Annotated in this window: 9 protein-coding genes; 5 read left to right on the top strand and 4 right to left on the bottom strand. The window is 39.0% G+C overall.

Annotated elements, in window-relative coordinates; all coding sequences use genetic code 11:
- Positions 1 to 226: 226 nt before the first annotated feature.
- The gene (locus tag V7K53_RS20150) at positions 227 to 1,474 is read right to left on the bottom strand and encodes an alpha-L-fucosidase (protein WP_335199256.1); all 1,248 of its coding nucleotides are present in this window, start codon (positions 1,472 to 1,474) and stop codon (positions 227 to 229) included.
- 136 nt (positions 1,475 to 1,610) lie between these two features.
- The gene (locus V7K53_RS20145) at positions 1,611 to 7,280 is read right to left on the bottom strand and encodes an alpha-2-macroglobulin family protein (protein ID WP_335199255.1); all 5,670 of its coding nucleotides are present in this window, start codon (positions 7,278 to 7,280) and stop codon (positions 1,611 to 1,613) included.
- Between the two features lie 496 nt (positions 7,281 to 7,776).
- Between V7K53_RS20145 and pbpC the strand changes: the two genes are divergently transcribed.
- Positions 7,777 to 10,089 carry a penicillin-binding protein 1C gene (gene pbpC, locus V7K53_RS20140; RefSeq protein ID WP_335199254.1) on the top strand — a complete coding sequence of 771 codons (2,313 nt, stop codon included), beginning with the start codon at positions 7,777 to 7,779 and terminating at the stop codon, positions 10,087 to 10,089.
- A 21-nt stretch (positions 10,090 to 10,110) separates the two neighbouring features.
- Here the strand turns inward: pbpC and V7K53_RS20135 are convergent, their stop codons facing one another.
- Complete coding sequence (locus V7K53_RS20135; protein ID WP_335199253.1) at positions 10,111 to 11,730, bottom strand: sensor histidine kinase; 1,620 nt, start codon at positions 11,728 to 11,730, stop codon at positions 10,111 to 10,113.
- 46 nt (positions 11,731 to 11,776) lie between these two features.
- Positions 11,777 to 12,280 (bottom strand): hypothetical protein, encoded by a 504-nt coding sequence (locus V7K53_RS20130; protein ID WP_335199252.1) that lies wholly within the window; start codon positions 12,278 to 12,280, stop codon positions 11,777 to 11,779.
- 378 nt (positions 12,281 to 12,658) lie between these two features.
- On the opposite strand from V7K53_RS20130, the gene V7K53_RS20125 reads away from it, so the two are divergent.
- From V7K53_RS20125 to hisS, 4 genes are all read left to right on the top strand, one after another.
- Positions 12,659 to 13,423 (top strand): red chlorophyll catabolite reductase, encoded by a 765-nt coding sequence (locus V7K53_RS20125; RefSeq protein ID WP_335199496.1) that lies wholly within the window; start codon positions 12,659 to 12,661, stop codon positions 13,421 to 13,423.
- 328 nt (positions 13,424 to 13,751) lie between these two features.
- Entirely contained in the window at positions 13,752 to 15,170 is a 1,419-nt protein-coding gene (locus V7K53_RS20120) for an aldehyde dehydrogenase family protein (RefSeq protein ID WP_335199250.1), read from the top strand.
- 91 nt (positions 15,171 to 15,261) lie between these two features.
- Entirely contained in the window at positions 15,262 to 15,708 is a 447-nt protein-coding gene (locus V7K53_RS20115; protein ID WP_335199249.1) for a DUF3598 family protein, read from the top strand.
- A gap of 89 nt (positions 15,709 to 15,797) precedes the next feature.
- Positions 15,798 to 17,186, top strand: a complete 1,389-nt coding sequence (gene hisS, locus V7K53_RS20110; RefSeq protein ID WP_335199248.1) for a histidine--tRNA ligase — start codon at positions 15,798 to 15,800, stop codon at positions 17,184 to 17,186.
- The last annotated feature ends 45 nt before the right edge of the window (positions 17,187 to 17,231 follow it).

Raw genomic sequence — 17,231 nt, 5'->3', positions numbered from 1 at the left:
ACCGAAGCTGTACAAAGCTGAACATTGTAGGCGCGTACATTGCATTCTCTACGTCCGATTCTCAGTTCAGGATTATCGGGGTTAGGGGCTTTTTTGTATGCGATCTCTAATTTAAGCTACTTTAAGGGGCTGTGACGCTCCTACGTCGCTAATGCTACACTATAGCTCTCTTTTGCTCTAAGAATTGGGGCGATCGCTGTACTGTTAATGAATTTACATTAATTACTCAAGAATCAATATCAATACAAATCACTGTAACGTATGGATTAATTACTGATTCAGGTACATCAATTGTTAATTCTCCTAACGGATTAGAATTAAGGATAGAATCAATAATTGCGCAGCGACTTGTGTAGGTTAGTGCTGTGCCGTCAGCAAGAACAAACACCGATTTTACTTGTTTGATTGGTATACCCCTAACTGATATTGTTTCGTAAGGTTTCATTAATAGGTGTAAATAAATGCGATTGCCCTTACGAGTTGAGGGGCCATAAAATTGCCACGGTTCTAATCCTGGGGTTGTATCAAGTATACTTTCAGAGTGGCTCCCCATCCAATCTGCTATATCTTTGAGACGCTCTAACTGCTCAAGAGGGATTTGTCCATTACCCATTGGACTAACATTAAGCAAGAGGTTGCCTCCTTTTCCTGCTACTTCGCAAAGGGTATGAATCAATTTACGAGACGATTTGAAGTTGCAATCATTTGAATTATATCCCCAACTCTCGTTAATAGTCAGACAAGTTTCCCAAGTACGATCGGGTGGGTGAGGAGGAATAAACTGCTCAGGAGTCTCAAAATCTCCACAATTCGGAAGACGATCGTTGATGAGAATATTAGGTTGTAAATCACGAATCATTTTTGCTAATTCTTGAGCCTGCCATTGCTCAGGAGTGCGTTCCCAACTTCCGTCAAACCAAATGATGTCAATTTGACCATAGTTAGTCAATAATTCTCGTATCTGATTGAACATAAATTGGATATATCGCTCCCACTGTTGCGCTGTAGGTTGAGGTAGCTGGTCAAAGCGATAAGGTTTATCTGCTTCTGTAAAAGCTGGATAGTCTGGATGATGCCAGTCACTAAGCGAAAAATAAAGACCAATACGCAATCCTACAGAGCGCATCGCTTCGATATATTCACGTACAATATCTTTTTTATAAGGTGCAGATGCAATTGAAAAGTCTGATTCTTGGGTATGGAATAGGGCAAAACCATTATGATGTTTGGCTGTTAATATGGTATATTTCATTCCTAGACTTTTTGCTAAATCTGCCCATTCTTGAGGATTGTATTGCTGTGGATTGAAAGTATTAGCTGTGTAGTGATATTTCTCAACTGGAATATCTTTGCAAAAAGGTAGGCTGAATACACCCCCAACTAACGGCCAAGATAACTCACATCCTTGTTGGGAACTATGTCCCCAATGAATAAACATCCCCAATCGAGCTGTATCAAACCAGTTATTCATCATGGTGAAATTTGGTAATAATTCTGCTTAATAAAGGAGAAATAGCTCCCTTTGCATATTAGTACATATACAGATTTTGGTTGTTATTATTTGTTGGCTGAGGTGAAAAGGCGATCGCATTGATTATAGAACCCAGTTGTCACGACTTATCCTCAATCACCAATGTAGACTCAGCAGTACGCCCAAATTCTTCTGGCGCATATTGCAAGTGAACTTCTGCACCAGGCCAAGAAAATGTACCAGGAGTAACAGAACGGACTAAGTAATGGAGGCTATAAACTCCTGGTTCCAGGTGGTCGGCGTAGGCGATAATGCGATCGCGGTACACATTCTTAAACCCAAGTTCCCAGCTATCGGCTTTTGCTTGTAATGCAGCTGTAGCAGTTTGAAAACTCGCATCCACCGCCTCAAATCCTGCTGGTAATGGATCTTTAATCACCACACGATCCACGGGGCGATCGGCGATAATTTCTAAACCAATATCAAACACCTGTCCAGAGGCTAAAGTCAAGGGTTTATCGAAAGCATAAAGACCTGTTTTTTGCAAAACTTTCTCTTTATTTACTTGACTAATTTCTCGTGTTATGCGTAGTCCATTAAATTTACCTGGTTGATTTCCTTGCAAGCGATAATTATAAGCAACCAGATAGTGTAAAGTGCCATTACCTGATTTTTGCAGCGTTAAATCATTACGACCACGAGGTAATTTATTCATCGGCACATTTAGCTGTAAGGTAGGATTTTTGTAGCCATCAAAACGATTTTCTCCTAACTTATTACCAGCTAATTCCACTGTGGCAACAAAATTAGGTGGTGTGGGTTGCAGTTGGCTATAATCTACCAAAGCTGTTAAAGCTTGAGCATTATTATAGTTGGTTTGCCACGTACCATCCCGTCGCAATACCAAAAGACTTTGGAATAATTTATCTATAACTTCGGGTTTACTCTGTTTGGCAATAAATAATCGTAAAGCTTGCGCTTGCGTCGTGGTAGATGAACTCATCCAGCCCCAACTAGTTGGTAAACTCACAACTGCTGTGCGACCAGTTTCATAGATATTCTGTTGCAGCTTATTCACTAATTGTTGAGATTCATCTTGCCATTCTGGGAATTGAGATAAGTATCGCGCTAGTTTAATTTGAGTTGCTACATCAAAATTATTGCGCTGTTCATAAATATCTGCGAGGAAAGTATTGCGTTTATCTCCTAATTCTGCTAAAGAGATTAAAGCATTAAATTGTAGCTGCCTTTTACAGAGTAATTGTTTACAAAAGTCGTATTCTCCGGGGTTTGCTAGAACTTTTTGTAAATAGGCTTTCAGGCGAGATACGATTGCAGAATCAACTAAATTAGGGAACACCTGACTAGCTTTAGCCAAAGATTCACCCGTATAGGAAGAAACCCAAGGGTCAGATTTTTCTTGTCCGGGGAAAGCAGCAAAACCACCATCGGCTATTTGGAGTTTTTGTAATTTTTCAATTGCTTGACTTGCCTGTTGGCTAGGATTAAATTCTGTAAATGTCTGACCGTATTTTTGGGCAATAGTTTGCAAATTAGCAGCAATTATTAATTGACTCGCCGCCGGTTCTGTAAATGGTAAATCCTCATCTTCTACAGCCTGTTTTGCTGGTGCTTTAATTTCTGGAATCAAAGTACTCGCCAACTGAATATCTAAACCTCCCGCATCAGGGAAGGTATTTTTATCGACATTCAGGGGAATCTTCACCTGTTTTTCAGTGACACCAGATTCAACGACTTGTTCTGTAATTTCAATTGGCTTAATTTCCAAAGGTACTTCAAAAGCATCTGTGGTCGTACCATTTAGCTGAGTCGTAAAGCGAACTTTACCAGTTCCCACACTATCCGCCATCATTGGAAAACGATAAGCGTGAGTTGCGGATTCAGCTTTGGTTTGCAAAGAAGTCGCTGTGGGGTTTTTGTCAGCAAACTTCACGTTATCGCTAAGTTCGCCATTTATTGAGAGATTTCCTGTATTCCCAGTGTTGTTTGTGACGGATAAACCAGCGAGAATGCGATCGCCTGGACGGGCAAATTGTGGCAAGATGGCATTAGTTAGCAGTGGTTTAGTACTGATAAATGTTGCATCGCCATTCCCGAAACGCAGATTTCCATCGGTGGCCACAGCCATCACTCGCCATGTAGTTAAGTCATCCGGGAGTTTAAAGGTTATCTGTGCATTACCATTTGCATCGGTGACGACAGAACCGTTGTAATAAGCTAAGGCTTGAAAATCGGTGCGAGTGCGAGTATTAGCTGCACCAGTTGAGAAACCACCGCCATAACCCCAACCTTTCGGTTTAGCTACATCTTGTGCTTGTAATATGACATCTGGGCGATTATCGCTAAAGCGCGTAGAAATTGGCTGTTCTGCATAAACTGTATCTACCAAATCTGGCGGACGATAACCAGAAAGTTGTAACACCGCCTCGTTTACCACCATGACTGTAAACTGTCCTTTGGTGGGGTTTCCTTGATTATCCTTCAATTCTAGTTGTACTGTTTCCTCTGCACCAGGTTCTAATGATGCTTGGACTGGCTTAACTTGCAGTTTTAAATATTTATCTTCTAAATTAACTTTAAAAGGTGTAAAACCAATCTTCACCAAGTTATCTAAACTTCCCGCTTCCACTTGGTTAATGGGTTTACCTTGTCTTACTAATACAGCTTCGATGGCTGCATTGGGCAACATTTCTGGTGTAACTTGAAACTGAATTTGTGGTGCGCCTCCCTGAACTTTTATTATCTGCTGATAAAGGGGTTTGTCTTTAATTACAGCAAAGTACAATTCTGCATCTGGATATGGAGATTGAATTAGTGCAGTAGCCGTGTCACCAGGTTTAAACTCTTTTTTATCTAATTTAACTTCTAAGATATCTTCTTCTCTAGAACCCCAAAATACCGGATTTTCTCCAGTTGCCCAAATTTGCAAATCTGTGGCACTTAATTCACCTTTAGTATCGCTAAAATTAACTCTAATCCGATATGAAGCGGATTCCGGTGCTGTTAAATTTACCGACTGCGGATTGCTAGCAGATGTAATTTCAGCTTGTCCTACTGTTTTATATTCAACTTGATTTTTTGGTGTTCGACTACCTTCTACCAACTGCGTAACGCTGCTGTATTTAATTTGTTGTAATTCCAAGCGCACCCGTTGACCTGCGATTGGTTTTCCTGTAGGGTCAGTAACAATCACTTCAACAGGAAAAGCCTTACCAGCATCAGCGATGAAATTACTTTTTAATCCAATAAGGCGATTACTCGGTAAAGCTGTAAATGTTTTGGAATTCGCTACCGACAGATTAGAAACATCTGCAACTTGCACATCTACTTGGTAAGTCATCGGATATGGTAAATCATTAGCCACATTTACAGTTTGACTACTTTTACCATTAGCATCTAGTTGGGTATTAGTTTGCAATACATCAGTAGATATAGTAGGGGTTTCCTCCGGCCATAACCATTGCCTACCAAAAGTAAATCCCTCCCAACCTTTAGGCACAAAATCGGTCTGCTGGCGAGTGATAAAATATTTTGCTTCTCCACCTTCTACAGGTGCGCCAAACAAATAATTGCTTGTAGCATTAATATTAACTTTCTCGTCAATATATGCAAACTCTTTATCTAAATTGAGTTCCACTTTAAAGTTGGGTGGCTTAAACTCAGCTACCCGAAACTCTCCAGAAATTTCTTGTCCATTTTTACCTTTCGCCTGGATTGTATAGTAGCCTAAGCGCTGAGTAGTTTTGATTGGCAGTTCCAGAGAAAAACTACCAAATTCATTTGTAGTTTGCGTACCTAAGCTGGTTTTTTGCCCATCGGGATTTACCAAAGTTAATTGGTAGGCAGCATTTTTATCTTGCTGAATTACACCATTTTGTAAATAGTCTGCAAAACCAGTCAACCAAGCTTTTTCACCTGGTTGATATAACTGTCTATCCGAGAAAATTACCCCGCGTGATTCTGGCTTCTTATCTTGCCAACCTGCATCAATGCCGTAGCCATAAACACCGCTATATTCTTCAGTTCTAGCAAATGCCCAATCTTGATTCTCACGGGCAATTACTAATAACTGTGGTGATTTACTAGAGCTTTCATTGCCAGAATAACATTTTTGTAATCCTTCACCAATAATTCTAAAAATTCCATTGTCATCAGTTTTACCTATTGCACAAGGTACTGGTTCTGGACGAGATTTTGCTTGTAATTTTGATTGGTAAATTTCAACAGCAGCCGCTTTCACTGGCGAACCATCTGTAAGATGATTGACACGAATTAACCCTGACTCAGGAAACCACTGAGTAAATACGCCCAAATTTGTCAATTCAACTAAGCCATAAGTTGTAGGTTCGCGCCACAGTTCCTTCCCATTCTCCTGATATTTATTCGTGCGGGCTTGGACTCCATAAGCTAACATCCCCGTAGTAGAATTTATTTTTTCCCGCAGAGGAACAGCAATATCAACTGATTGATTTTTCTTACCCGATACCTTAAAGCTCTGCCAATCAGAAGGTTGTGGCAATAAATCACTACTATTATTAAAATAAACTAAATCTGTCGGTTGGACTACTCGATAAGCTGCTTTATATTTAGATTCTGGCAGATTTCCCGTACTAATATTTAGCTGTAAATCTTTACTTGTAGGAAAAATATTCAAATCTGATGGTACCCAAATATCTCCAGCTAAATCTCCAGTATCATATTTAAGGGTGACAGGTTTACCCAAAGTTTGCCCAAACTTATCTTTGAGATTTTCGCCGATAGTAATTGTATAAGTCTTGGCAGGTTCTAGCGCATAAGGATTAATCCCGACAATTTTATCTTCATCATTAACTTCCAAAATTATCGAAATTTCTTTTGGTGCTGGATTAATAGTAATGTTTTGTTTAGCTGAATCTGCTAATAAAACGTTATTAAATTCTAGCTGCGGACTGCCTTTAACAAATCGTCCAAATGTTCCACCTGAATCTGGCTGTCCGTAAAAGTTAATTTTCTGAAAAGCCAAAGGCGAATAAGTTGCTAATTTACTAGCAAATTCTTTCTCTGTCGCTAGATTGCCATAAGCAGGACGTATTCCTGGAGAAAATACTAAGCGATAACTGGTTGCTTTTTCCAGATTTTGCTGGGGGACGAGATTATAAATCCAGTTGCGTGCTGAAGGATCAAATTTTTCTAAAGGATCTTCTTCATTCTTTAATGGTTTTTCTTCTTTATTTAATTCAATTTTAAAACCTATACCTTTCTTTTGACCTTCGGGAATTAGCTGTAAATGTTCTTGGACAGAAGCTAAATCCAATTCTACATTGGAAGTAAACTGTAATTTATGTTGTAAATCAATTGGTTCGATATCAGCCTTTTCGACGGGATTGACACCAGGTAAATTAGTTAATTTGATGGATTCAGTGTTGAAAGTCCAAGATAAATCTTTGTCTAATTGGTGATTTTTTAAATCGGCTAAACCCGCCTTAAGAGTAACTTGAAACCGTGTCGCTATTGGTAATGCTTTATCAGCTTGGAATCCCACCATGCGCGGTGTTAAAAAGCGAAATTGACCGGGTAAAGGCGGCCAAAGGGCAAATTTTTGTAATATTTTTTGCTGTTCTGGACTATCAAGACTTTCAACTGGTATTAAAGCTTCTTTAAAACGGATGCGGATTTGATTGAGAGGTTTTGCATCTCCAATGGGACTTATTTGTTCAATCCAGTTTGGTAATTTTGGTGGTGTGAGTGAGGAAACTGCTGGTAGTTGTTCTTTACTTGAGTTGATACCAAAAAAATTACACCCTGCCATCCCTAATATAAATGTAAAGAGAAGGATAAACTGTATTGTTCTCTTCCGACTTGAAGAACGCCTAATTTTTTTTACCGAACTGCCAATAACTTTAAGAATCCGATAGGTTATTTTATGCTGGAAACGCAGTAAAACTCTGATAGTCATTTTTCTAGTAATTAAAAATACAAAATTCACGCACTATAGCAAATAAAAACTTGCATTACCTGATGGAGTCGGAAATGCCAAGGCTAATAAAGAACGGAAGATAACTAGTTACTTTTACACAAGCTGCGGATGTAACGTATGTTTATTTACATAGATAACTAATCTAATGTTATTGTTCCAAAAATGACTACAATTCTTAACTATAAAGAAGTATTTAAATTCCGCAAACATTAATTTACATCTGCTGAGTTAGTAAAAATTAATTATTAAGGATTTGAAATATTTACTGATGTAGATGTAATCGCTGCGTCAAGATTAAGGTAGGTTTTCTTGGACAGGGGATTCCCTGATGAAACTAATTTTACGATCGCTACTCAAACTTCAGCCCACTAGTAAAGTTATCCTAGCTGTGCTGCTAATGTGTCTGCTGGTACGCTTACTCCCTTATTTTGCGCCCATTCGTGCCGCAGATATTGCCCAAAATCAGTTGGCAATGCAATTTAGCGATCGCAATGGTTTACCATTAGGAACATTGCTCACCCGCGACCAAGAGCATACATCAGTAGTACCACTAAATCAGGTTTCGCCCCAGTTTATCCATGCCATTTTAGCCGCCGAAGATGGCAGCTTTTACCATCATGGGGCGTTGGATATGAAAGCTGTTATCCGCGCCAGCAAAGAAGCCATCCACGCCAAAAGAATTGTTTCCGGTGCTTCCACAATTACTATGCAGTTGGCGCGAATGTTAGATCCAGTGCCGCGCAGCTTCTCTGGTAAACTGAGTGAGATTTGGCTATCTTGGCGGTTAGCAGCAGGGATGAACAAAGATGAAATCCTGCCTGCATATATCAATCGCTTACCAATGGGCGGGAATATATATGGTGTGGAAGCCGCCGCACAGACTTATTTTTCCATCCCAGCTAGTGAGTTGAATCTTGCTCAAGCTAGTTTGTTAGCTGCTATTCCTAATAATCCCACATACTTTAATCCCTACGAACATTGGGAACGGCTGAAGCAGCGACAAAAATACGTCCTTAATCGGATGGTACAGGAAAAGTATATTAGTGAAGCAAACGCAACCCGAACACACACCGAAAAGGTTGTGTTTCAGTCTCGCCAAGGGGGAATTATCGCTGCACCACACTTTTTATTTTGGTTAGCCAATCAGTTTGATAAAACGCAAACAGAACAAAATTCCCCCATCCGCACGACTATCAATCGCCCTTTGCAGCAGTTTGTCGAAGCACAGCTACAGCAGGTAATTTCTTCCTTAGCCGCTAACAATGTCCATGATGCAGCGGCGTTGGTGATTGATAACGACACTGGTGAAGTTTTGGCTTATGTCGGTTCACCTGATTACTTTAATGAAGCCAAACTGGGACGCAATGATGGAGTGCAAGCACTACGTCAACCAGGTTCTACCCTCAAGCCTTTTGTTTATGAACTAGCTTTAGAAAAAGGTTTAATTCGCCCAAACACCATTTTGGCAGATGTACCCGCCCATTATGCAATTCCCGGCGCGAAACTTTACAGCCCCACAGATTACACCGAAAGATTTCTTGGCCCTGTGCGGGTACGAATCGCTTTAGCAAATTCTTTAAATGTACCTGCAATAAAGGTGTTAGAAAAAGTAGGTGTAGAAACTTTTTTAGAACGACTGCATCAACTAGGATTTGAACACCTCAATCAAACTCCAGAACATTATGGTTTGGGTTTGACTCTAGGTAGTGGCGAAGTCAGCCTTTGGGAATTAGCTCGTGCTTATCTGACCATAGCACGACAAGGAGAGGCGATTCCTTTAGTAAGCACATTTTCCAATTCCCCAATCCCTACAGACGCGATGAATCGCGTCTCTACAAACTCTCCACTCCTTAATCACACAATCTGGCAATTAATCACTAACATACTCAGTGACAGCTATGCTCGTGCAACAGCATTTGGTGTAGACTCAGTGTTAAATTTACCTTTTCCTGTTGCTGTTAAAACTGGCACTTCTTCCAATTTTCGTGATACTTGGACTGTTGGCTTCACCACAGATTATACTGTCGCTACTTGGGTAGGCAATTTCACTGGCGAACCAATGCGACAAGTTTCAGGTGTGACAGGCGCAGCACCTTTATGGAATCGAATTATGTTACATCTGCACGAACATCAAGAACCAGCAGCTTTTCCATCTCCAAAAGGTTTAGTGCAATTACCTGTTTGTGCAATTTCTGGGTTACGACCCACACCAGATTGTACCTCAGTGGTGCAGGAATATTTCTATCCTGAAGATAAAAGTAATTACGAACGCGAGCATCAATTCAATTTGCCACCAGAGTATGATGAATGGTTAGCAAAACAACAGCAGTCAAATTTTACTTCTACCAATTTGAGAATTTTATCTCCGCATCATGGCGATTTATTTTTAGTTTATCCTGGTGAACAAACGAAGCAAAAACTCGAATTTAAGCTAGCGGGAAATAAATCTGCACCAGTGGAGTGGTGGTTAAATGGCGAAAAGTTAGATACAAATTCAGCTAATTCTTTATTTTGGAATTTACGTCCTGGTAAGTGGACTTTGGAAGCAAGAAACGGGGAAATGAGTGACAAGGTAACTTTTCAGGTGGAGTTAGCTAATATTAAACCTACGCGTCGAGGATTTTCTATTAGTAATAATTGAAATAGCAATAATGGCTCTCTGTCAATGCGTAACTATTGAACGTGTCTGTTTGATAGGAATCTCAATGACAAACTCTGTACCCTTACCAGGTACAGAAATACAGTTAATTTTTCCTTGATGTTTTTCCACTATAATCTCGTAACTAATAGATAATCCTAAGCCAGTACCTTTGCCGATAGGTTTAGTAGTAAAGAAAGGGTCAAATAATCTAGTTTGATCTTCTTCAGTTATTCCTAAACCATTATCTTTTATATTAATAATTACGCATTCTTCATTTTTAACTTGAGTATGGATAATAATAGAATTAAGCTGTCTTTCAATATCTCCTTTTAAACACTCTACTTCCCGTTGATGTAAAGCATCAATAGCGTTACTGAGAATATTCATAAAGACCTGATTTAAGCCTCCTGCATAACATTCAACAAGAGGCAAATTTCCATAATCTTTGATAATTGCAATTTCCTGCTGTTTATGATTTTCTTTGAAACGATACTGTAAAATTAATAGGGTGCTATTAATTCCTTCATGAATATCAACAAATTTCATTTCTGCTTCATCAAGGCGCGAGAAGTTACGCAAAGTTAATACAATTTCACGAATACGTTCAGTACCAACTGCCATTGATGATAAGATTTTCGGCATATCATCAACAATAAACTCTAAATCTATCTCATTAATTAGAGTAGTTATTTCTGATTTCTCACTAGAACATTGTTGCTGATACAGTTTAATTAAAGTTAGTAATTGCTGACTATATTCTCTAATATGCATCAGATTACCATAAATAAAATTAACTGGATTATTGATTTCATGAGCAACACCAGCAACTAGCTGACCTAACGAAGACATTTTTTCAGTTTGAATAAGTTGTACTTGAGTGTGTTGCAATTCTTGCAGTGTATTTTGTAGCTGAATATTTTTATGTTTTAATTTTGCTGTTCTCTCCGCAACTTGCATTTCCAATCGAGAATTCGTCTCTTCTAAAGCGGCTTGAGCAATTTTTTTAGCTTTTAAGTATTGTTGTAATAAATGCAATACTAAAAGCCATGCTGGAATCAGCATCGCTAAACTTATAATAGACTCCGAAATTGCCCATAGGATTCTTTGATAATATTCATCAACCTTCTGCTGTAATTCCAGCGATATATTATACCTTCTTTTTATCACCCCATCAGCATAAATTTGCTTCTGAGTTTCATATTCGCGGCTAAAAAGTAGTTGTTGTGCTTTCTCTTTTTGATTTTTATTAACTAAATCAAAAGATTGATATTCCATTGTCACTAAGCGCTGATTAGCAGCATCAATTTTCTTAGCATCCTCATTTTTATATGCTTTAGGCGCTAGTTTAATCGATTCTTTAATAGCAATGTCAAGCTTAGGTTCAAATTGGCGATATCGTTTTTCCCAAATAGTGTTTCCTGTAGCAGCATTCATCCGGGCTGACATAGTTAGCACTTCATCAAAATAAGTAATTTCATCACTTAACCTTTGGAGTTTAAATTCATTTTTAGTAATACTATTGAAGTTATAATATGCTTGCAAGTTGAGCCAAACTTGAGGAATGAATAAGAGCAGAGTAAGCAGTACTGTTACAGTTATTAGTTGAGAGGAAGCAAATCTCAGTTTATAAGGTAGGTGCATTTTAATACTCTTTTTTTAGATATATTTTAATTAATTTTTGTCGCCATTAATACTCTTGCATAAGTCTACATTCCTCAGTATTGATACCGAGAAAATTTCTCAAAAATCCTATGGTTTCATTTTGATAAATTTCAAAGTCAATTTCATTTATTTGTTTAATTTTAATCTTTCTGCCATAAATAAATCCTAATCTAAAACTTATAAAGTCTAGCTTAGAAAAATTATAAGGAACTGGATATATAAATTTAGCAAAGAATTGATAGATGAACAAATGTAGTTGATTAGTCTTTAAGTCATTACCCATTGTAAATCCTATGACAAAAGCTTCATCTTGAGAAGAAATCCCTCTATCTAAAAGTATGTGAATATAATCATGATGGAGTAGACTAATTTTTCCAGGTAATGCCATTATGCTATTAGGATTCTCTAGCAGCCAAATGACAAAAGGCATTTTCGGCTCACCATGTAACCTAAATACTAATGAATGTGCTTTTTTCAAATTCATTTGAGCGATATCTATTTGAAAAGCTTTATCTAAATCAAAAGCCATATTCTGTATATTTATAATCAAACAACTAACTTATTAATATTTGTTTTTCTTCTAATTTGTCTATAATTCTCAACAAAATTATTTTGATTTTTATAATTAAGTATATAAAGAATAATTTTACATAAAATTTCAGTATTATCACTGAAGCTTGTGCTAAGAGCAAAAGCATCTAAATGAAGAATCATCGACTGAGATAAATTGCTCCAACTTTGCTCTGAAAAAAGATGTTGCTGCAATAGCTCGATCGCACTTTGGTTGATGGACTATTTCTTACAGTCTTGAATTCGATGAATGCGTTGCTCGATACAAGTAACGAATTAGATACCGGAAAGTGTCAAACTAAATATGAAGTTTATAGAAAAACTGCAAACTCAAACCATGACTCAACAACCAACTGATTTAGATAATAAAGCTGTATTTGAGCAGTTGTGGGAGATTACAAAGGAACTCCGCCAAAAATTAGAGGCTCGTTTTCAGTTACATCCAGACCCTTCTGTAGAAAATTTACAGCAATATAGCAGTCTTGATGGCAATATGAAGGGTTCGCTAACCGCTTTTTCTGGGGAAGAAATTGACTGGCTAGTGCATTCGTGGTTGGGAAACCCGGAAAAATCAAATTTTGGTACTATGCGTCTCACCACTTGGTTGAAGTCCCATATTCAGGTTCCTCATTTGGCCTTCGAGTTTGGCACACTTCCAAATATTTTCTTTTATATAGATTACATTCCTCGGACTGAGCTTTTAACCGATTTGGCATCTCTAGATCGCTACTATGAGCCAGTTAATGAAACATTCTTAAAGTTACAGCAAGATTCGCGACTCAAGGTATTTACTAGCAAAAGTGCGTATATTCGCTTATTTCAATCGCCCGTTAGTCTTTGTTACACAGGCGCACCTACTTTTGAAACCCTGGAACTAACTCGTACACTTGCACACGAAACACTCGATCGCTGGTTAACTTGGGTAGATGGCGCTGAACCTGTGCCAGAAGATGCACGAGAAGCTTTAGCTGCTCGTGATTTAGCGCTCCGCCGTATCAGTGCTGAACGCGATCCAGGTAATAAATTTGCCGCACAGATGTTTGGATCGGAATTGACAGATAGACTTGTGCGATCGCTCTGGGGTGGCGATCGTATTCTCTAAATTAGTCATTGGTCATTAGTCATTTGTCATTTGTCCACTAATTTAGAATTACAGCCAATCAAACAAGCGATCGCCTCCAACCGTAGTTGAAAATTTTACTTACCTAGCAGTGGTTTCAACTATGCTCCGAAAGTTACTACCAATCACACTTTTACCCCGCTAATACTATGCTGGAAAGAGGAGTAGACCGCAAACACTTCCTGCAAACACAGCAAACCACCATTGAGTGCTTCACCAACCTGGGGATGATTTGAATTTGGGAATGGAAATTGGGGATTAGGAAGTAATAACAAATAACAAATAACAAATGACAAATGACAAATGACAAATGACAAAACCAATAGAAGTCCGCAATCCCCGAACTGGCAAATTTGACTACGTAATTATCCCGCCGCCTCCAAGGTTGGTGGTACAGCAATGTAAGCGGACGCGCCGGGCACAAGTTCGCTGGCAGAAATTGGGCTTAGAGGGAAGAATTGAAGCTTTACAGCAGTGGAAGGATGCGATAATATCTGGACGCGATCGCCTCACGGAAGCTTTGGTAAATGATACAGGAAGATTGTCAGCCTCGGTATTAGAAATAGACTCTTTACTCTCCAGCATCGATCGCTGGTGTCGGTTAGCACCGGAATTGCTGCAAGAATCGGCAAAAAATACAGTCATTCCCTTTATTGCCTTGCAACAAACATCCGTTCCTTATCCCTTAATTGGGGTAATTAGCCCGTGGAATTTTCCGCTGTCACTGTCTACTGTTGATACCATTCCGGCATTGTTGGCAGGTTGTGCTGTCATTGTCAAACCCAGTGAAATCACTCCCCGCTTCGTAGCACCACTGATTACAGCACTCAATACTGTTCCCAAACTGCACGAGGTATTAACTTTTGTGGAAGGGGCAGGCGCAACCGGATCTGTTTTAATTGAAAATGTAGATTTGGTATGCTTTACAGGCAGTGTAGCCACAGGGAGAAAAGTTGCACAGGTAGCTGCAAAACAGTTTATTCCAGCTTTTTTGGAATTAGGAGGAAAAGATCCTGCGATCGTTTTAGAATCAGCCAACTTAGAATTAGCAACCTCAGCAATATTGTGGGCTTCCGTCGTCAACACCGGACAGTCATGCCTTTCAATTGAGCGAATTTACGTTGCAGACTCCATATTTGAAAAGTTTTACCATCAACTAGTAGCCAAAGCACATCGCCTTGAGCTAGCCTATCCCACAGTCGAAAGTGGAGAAATTGGCCCGATCGTTGCCGAAAGACAAGCAGCCATTATTAGCGATCATCTCCTAGATGCAGTGGAAAAAGGAGCAGTAATTCACTGCGGCGGTGTCATCGAGGATTTAGGTGGGGGTTGGTGGTGTCGTCCAACAGTGCTTACCCAAGTTAATCATTCCATGAAAGTCATGACCGAAGAGACTTTTGGCCCGATTATGCCAGTGATGCCTTTTTCCACAGTAGGTGAAGCAGTCTCTTTAGCCAATGATTCAATCTATGGATTAAGTGCTGCTGTATTTGCCTCAGAAACAGAAGCTTTAGAAGTTGCTTACCAGATAGATGCAGGTGCTATTAGTATCAACGATGCTGGACTCACCGCCATCATGCATGAAGGAGAGAAAAACGCCTTCAAATTCTCCGGTTTGGGACAGTCACGTATGGGTGCAGCGGCGTTGAAACGGTTTATGCGAAAAAAAGCTATTTTGATTAAAACCAACTCAACGAGTAACCCCTGGTGGTTTGATAATCAAGAATAGTGAAGGGATAATAGAGAATTGATAACAGGAAAAATAAATACAAATGAAAAATAATAGTCTCTAATAAAGCTTATAGAAATAGGAGTTGAACATGGCTACCATGAAAACAGAAATGCCCCTCATGGCCCGTCAAGAAGGAGAGTGGTCGGGTTCTTATACACTAGTTGATACAGAAGGAAAAATTTTAGATAAATATACTTCTCATTTAAGCTGCAAATTTATCGAAAATCCCCCCTATTCCTATCACCAAATAAATCGCTACAAATGGCCTAATGGTAAACAAGAGGAACACCATTTTCCTGGTTTATATCGAGATAAAAAAGTGTGGTTTGACACCGAACGTCTTGAGGGTAATGCCTGGGAAGTAGACGATGTAACTATTATGTTCCGATTTGTTTTCAAGAAGGCTCCGGGTACTTATTTGTATGAAGTGATTTTCCTCAGCTCTTGCAATAACTATCGTTTCCGCACCTGGCATTGGTTTAAGAACGATCGACTCTATCAACGTACATTGGTGCAAGAAGAACGGATAAAATAAACATAGGAGTGAAACTCATCAGGGGTTTCAGTAATCAAGCAGACATGATATAACTCTCATCTCAAATTTAAACTTAGTAAGGTACATACATGGCCAAAGGTGACAAAATAAACTTTTCTACCCCTAGCGGGTTTCCAGAGTTTCTGCCTAGCGAAAAGCGTCTAGAATTATATTTGTTAGATATCATCCGTAAAGTTTTTGAAAGCTACGGATTTGCGCCCATCGAAACACCTGCTGTAGAACGTTTAGAAGTACTGCAAGCTAAAGGTAATCAAGGCGATAATATCATTTATGGAATTAATCCTATATTGCCACCAAATCGACAAGTCGAGAAAGATAAATCGGGTGAAACTGGTTCGGAAGCAAGAGCTTTGAAGTTCGATCAAACAGTTCCTTTAGCGGCGTACATTGCCCGTCACCTAAATGAATTAACCTTTCCCTTTGCCCGTTATCAAACAGATGTAGTTTTTCGTGGAGAACGCGCGAAAGATGGGCGTTTTCGTCAGTTTCGCCAGTGTGATATTGATGTAGTTGCTCGTCGCGAACTCAGCTTGCTTTATGATGCTCAAATGCCCGCAATTATCACTGAGATATTTGAAGCAATTAATATTGGTGATTTTCTGATTCGCATCAATAACCGGAAAGTTCTTACTGGTTTCTTTAAATCATTGGGTATTGCCGAAAATCAAATAAAATCTTGTATTGGTATTGTTGATACTCTAGAAAAAATTGGTGAAAGTAAAGTAAAACAAGATTTAGAGAAAGAAGGGATTGCAGCCGAACAATCACAAAAAATTATTGAGTTTATTAAAATTGATGGCTCCGTTGATGAAGTCTTAGATAAGCTCAAGCACCTCGCCCAAAATCTGCCAGAAACCGAGCAATTGAGTTTAGGAGTTACCGAATTAGAAACGGTAATTGCTGGAGTGCGTAATCTCAGTGTTGCCGAAAACCGTTTCTGTATTGATTTATCTATTGCCCGTGGTCTTGATTACTATACTGGCACAGTTTACGAAACAACTCTATTAGGACATGAAGCTTTAGGTAGTATTTGTTCTGGTGGAAGATATGAAGAATTAGTCGGGGTATTTTTGGGTGAAAAAATGCCTGGTGTCGGTATTTCTATCGGCTTAACTCGCTTAATTAGTCGCTTGTTAAAAGCTGGTATTCTAAATACCTTAGCTGCTACACCAGCCCAAGTGATGGTAGTGAATATGCAAGAAGATTTAATGCCTACTTATTTAAAAGTTTCTCAACATCTGCGTCAGGCGGGAATTAATGTCATAACTAACTTTGATAAGCGTCCTTTGGGTAAACAATTTCAATTAGCAGACAAACAAGGAATTCAATTCTGTGTAATTATTGGTTCTGAAGAAGCAGCAGCGCAAAAATCCTCGCTTAAAGATTTGAAAACAGGCGAGCAAGTAGAAGTGCTATTAGAAAATTTAGCTGAGGAAATTAAAAAAAGGATTACCTAAAAGTTGATTTATCAAGTAGTGACTGTCTATTGCGATGCGTTATAG

Source organism: Nostoc sp., from assembly GCF_036917355.1.
Lineage (GTDB): Bacteria > Cyanobacteriota > Cyanobacteriia > Cyanobacteriales > Nostocaceae > Nostoc.
Note: the sequence above shows the minus strand (reverse complement) of the source record. Positions and strands in the feature narration are given on the sequence as shown.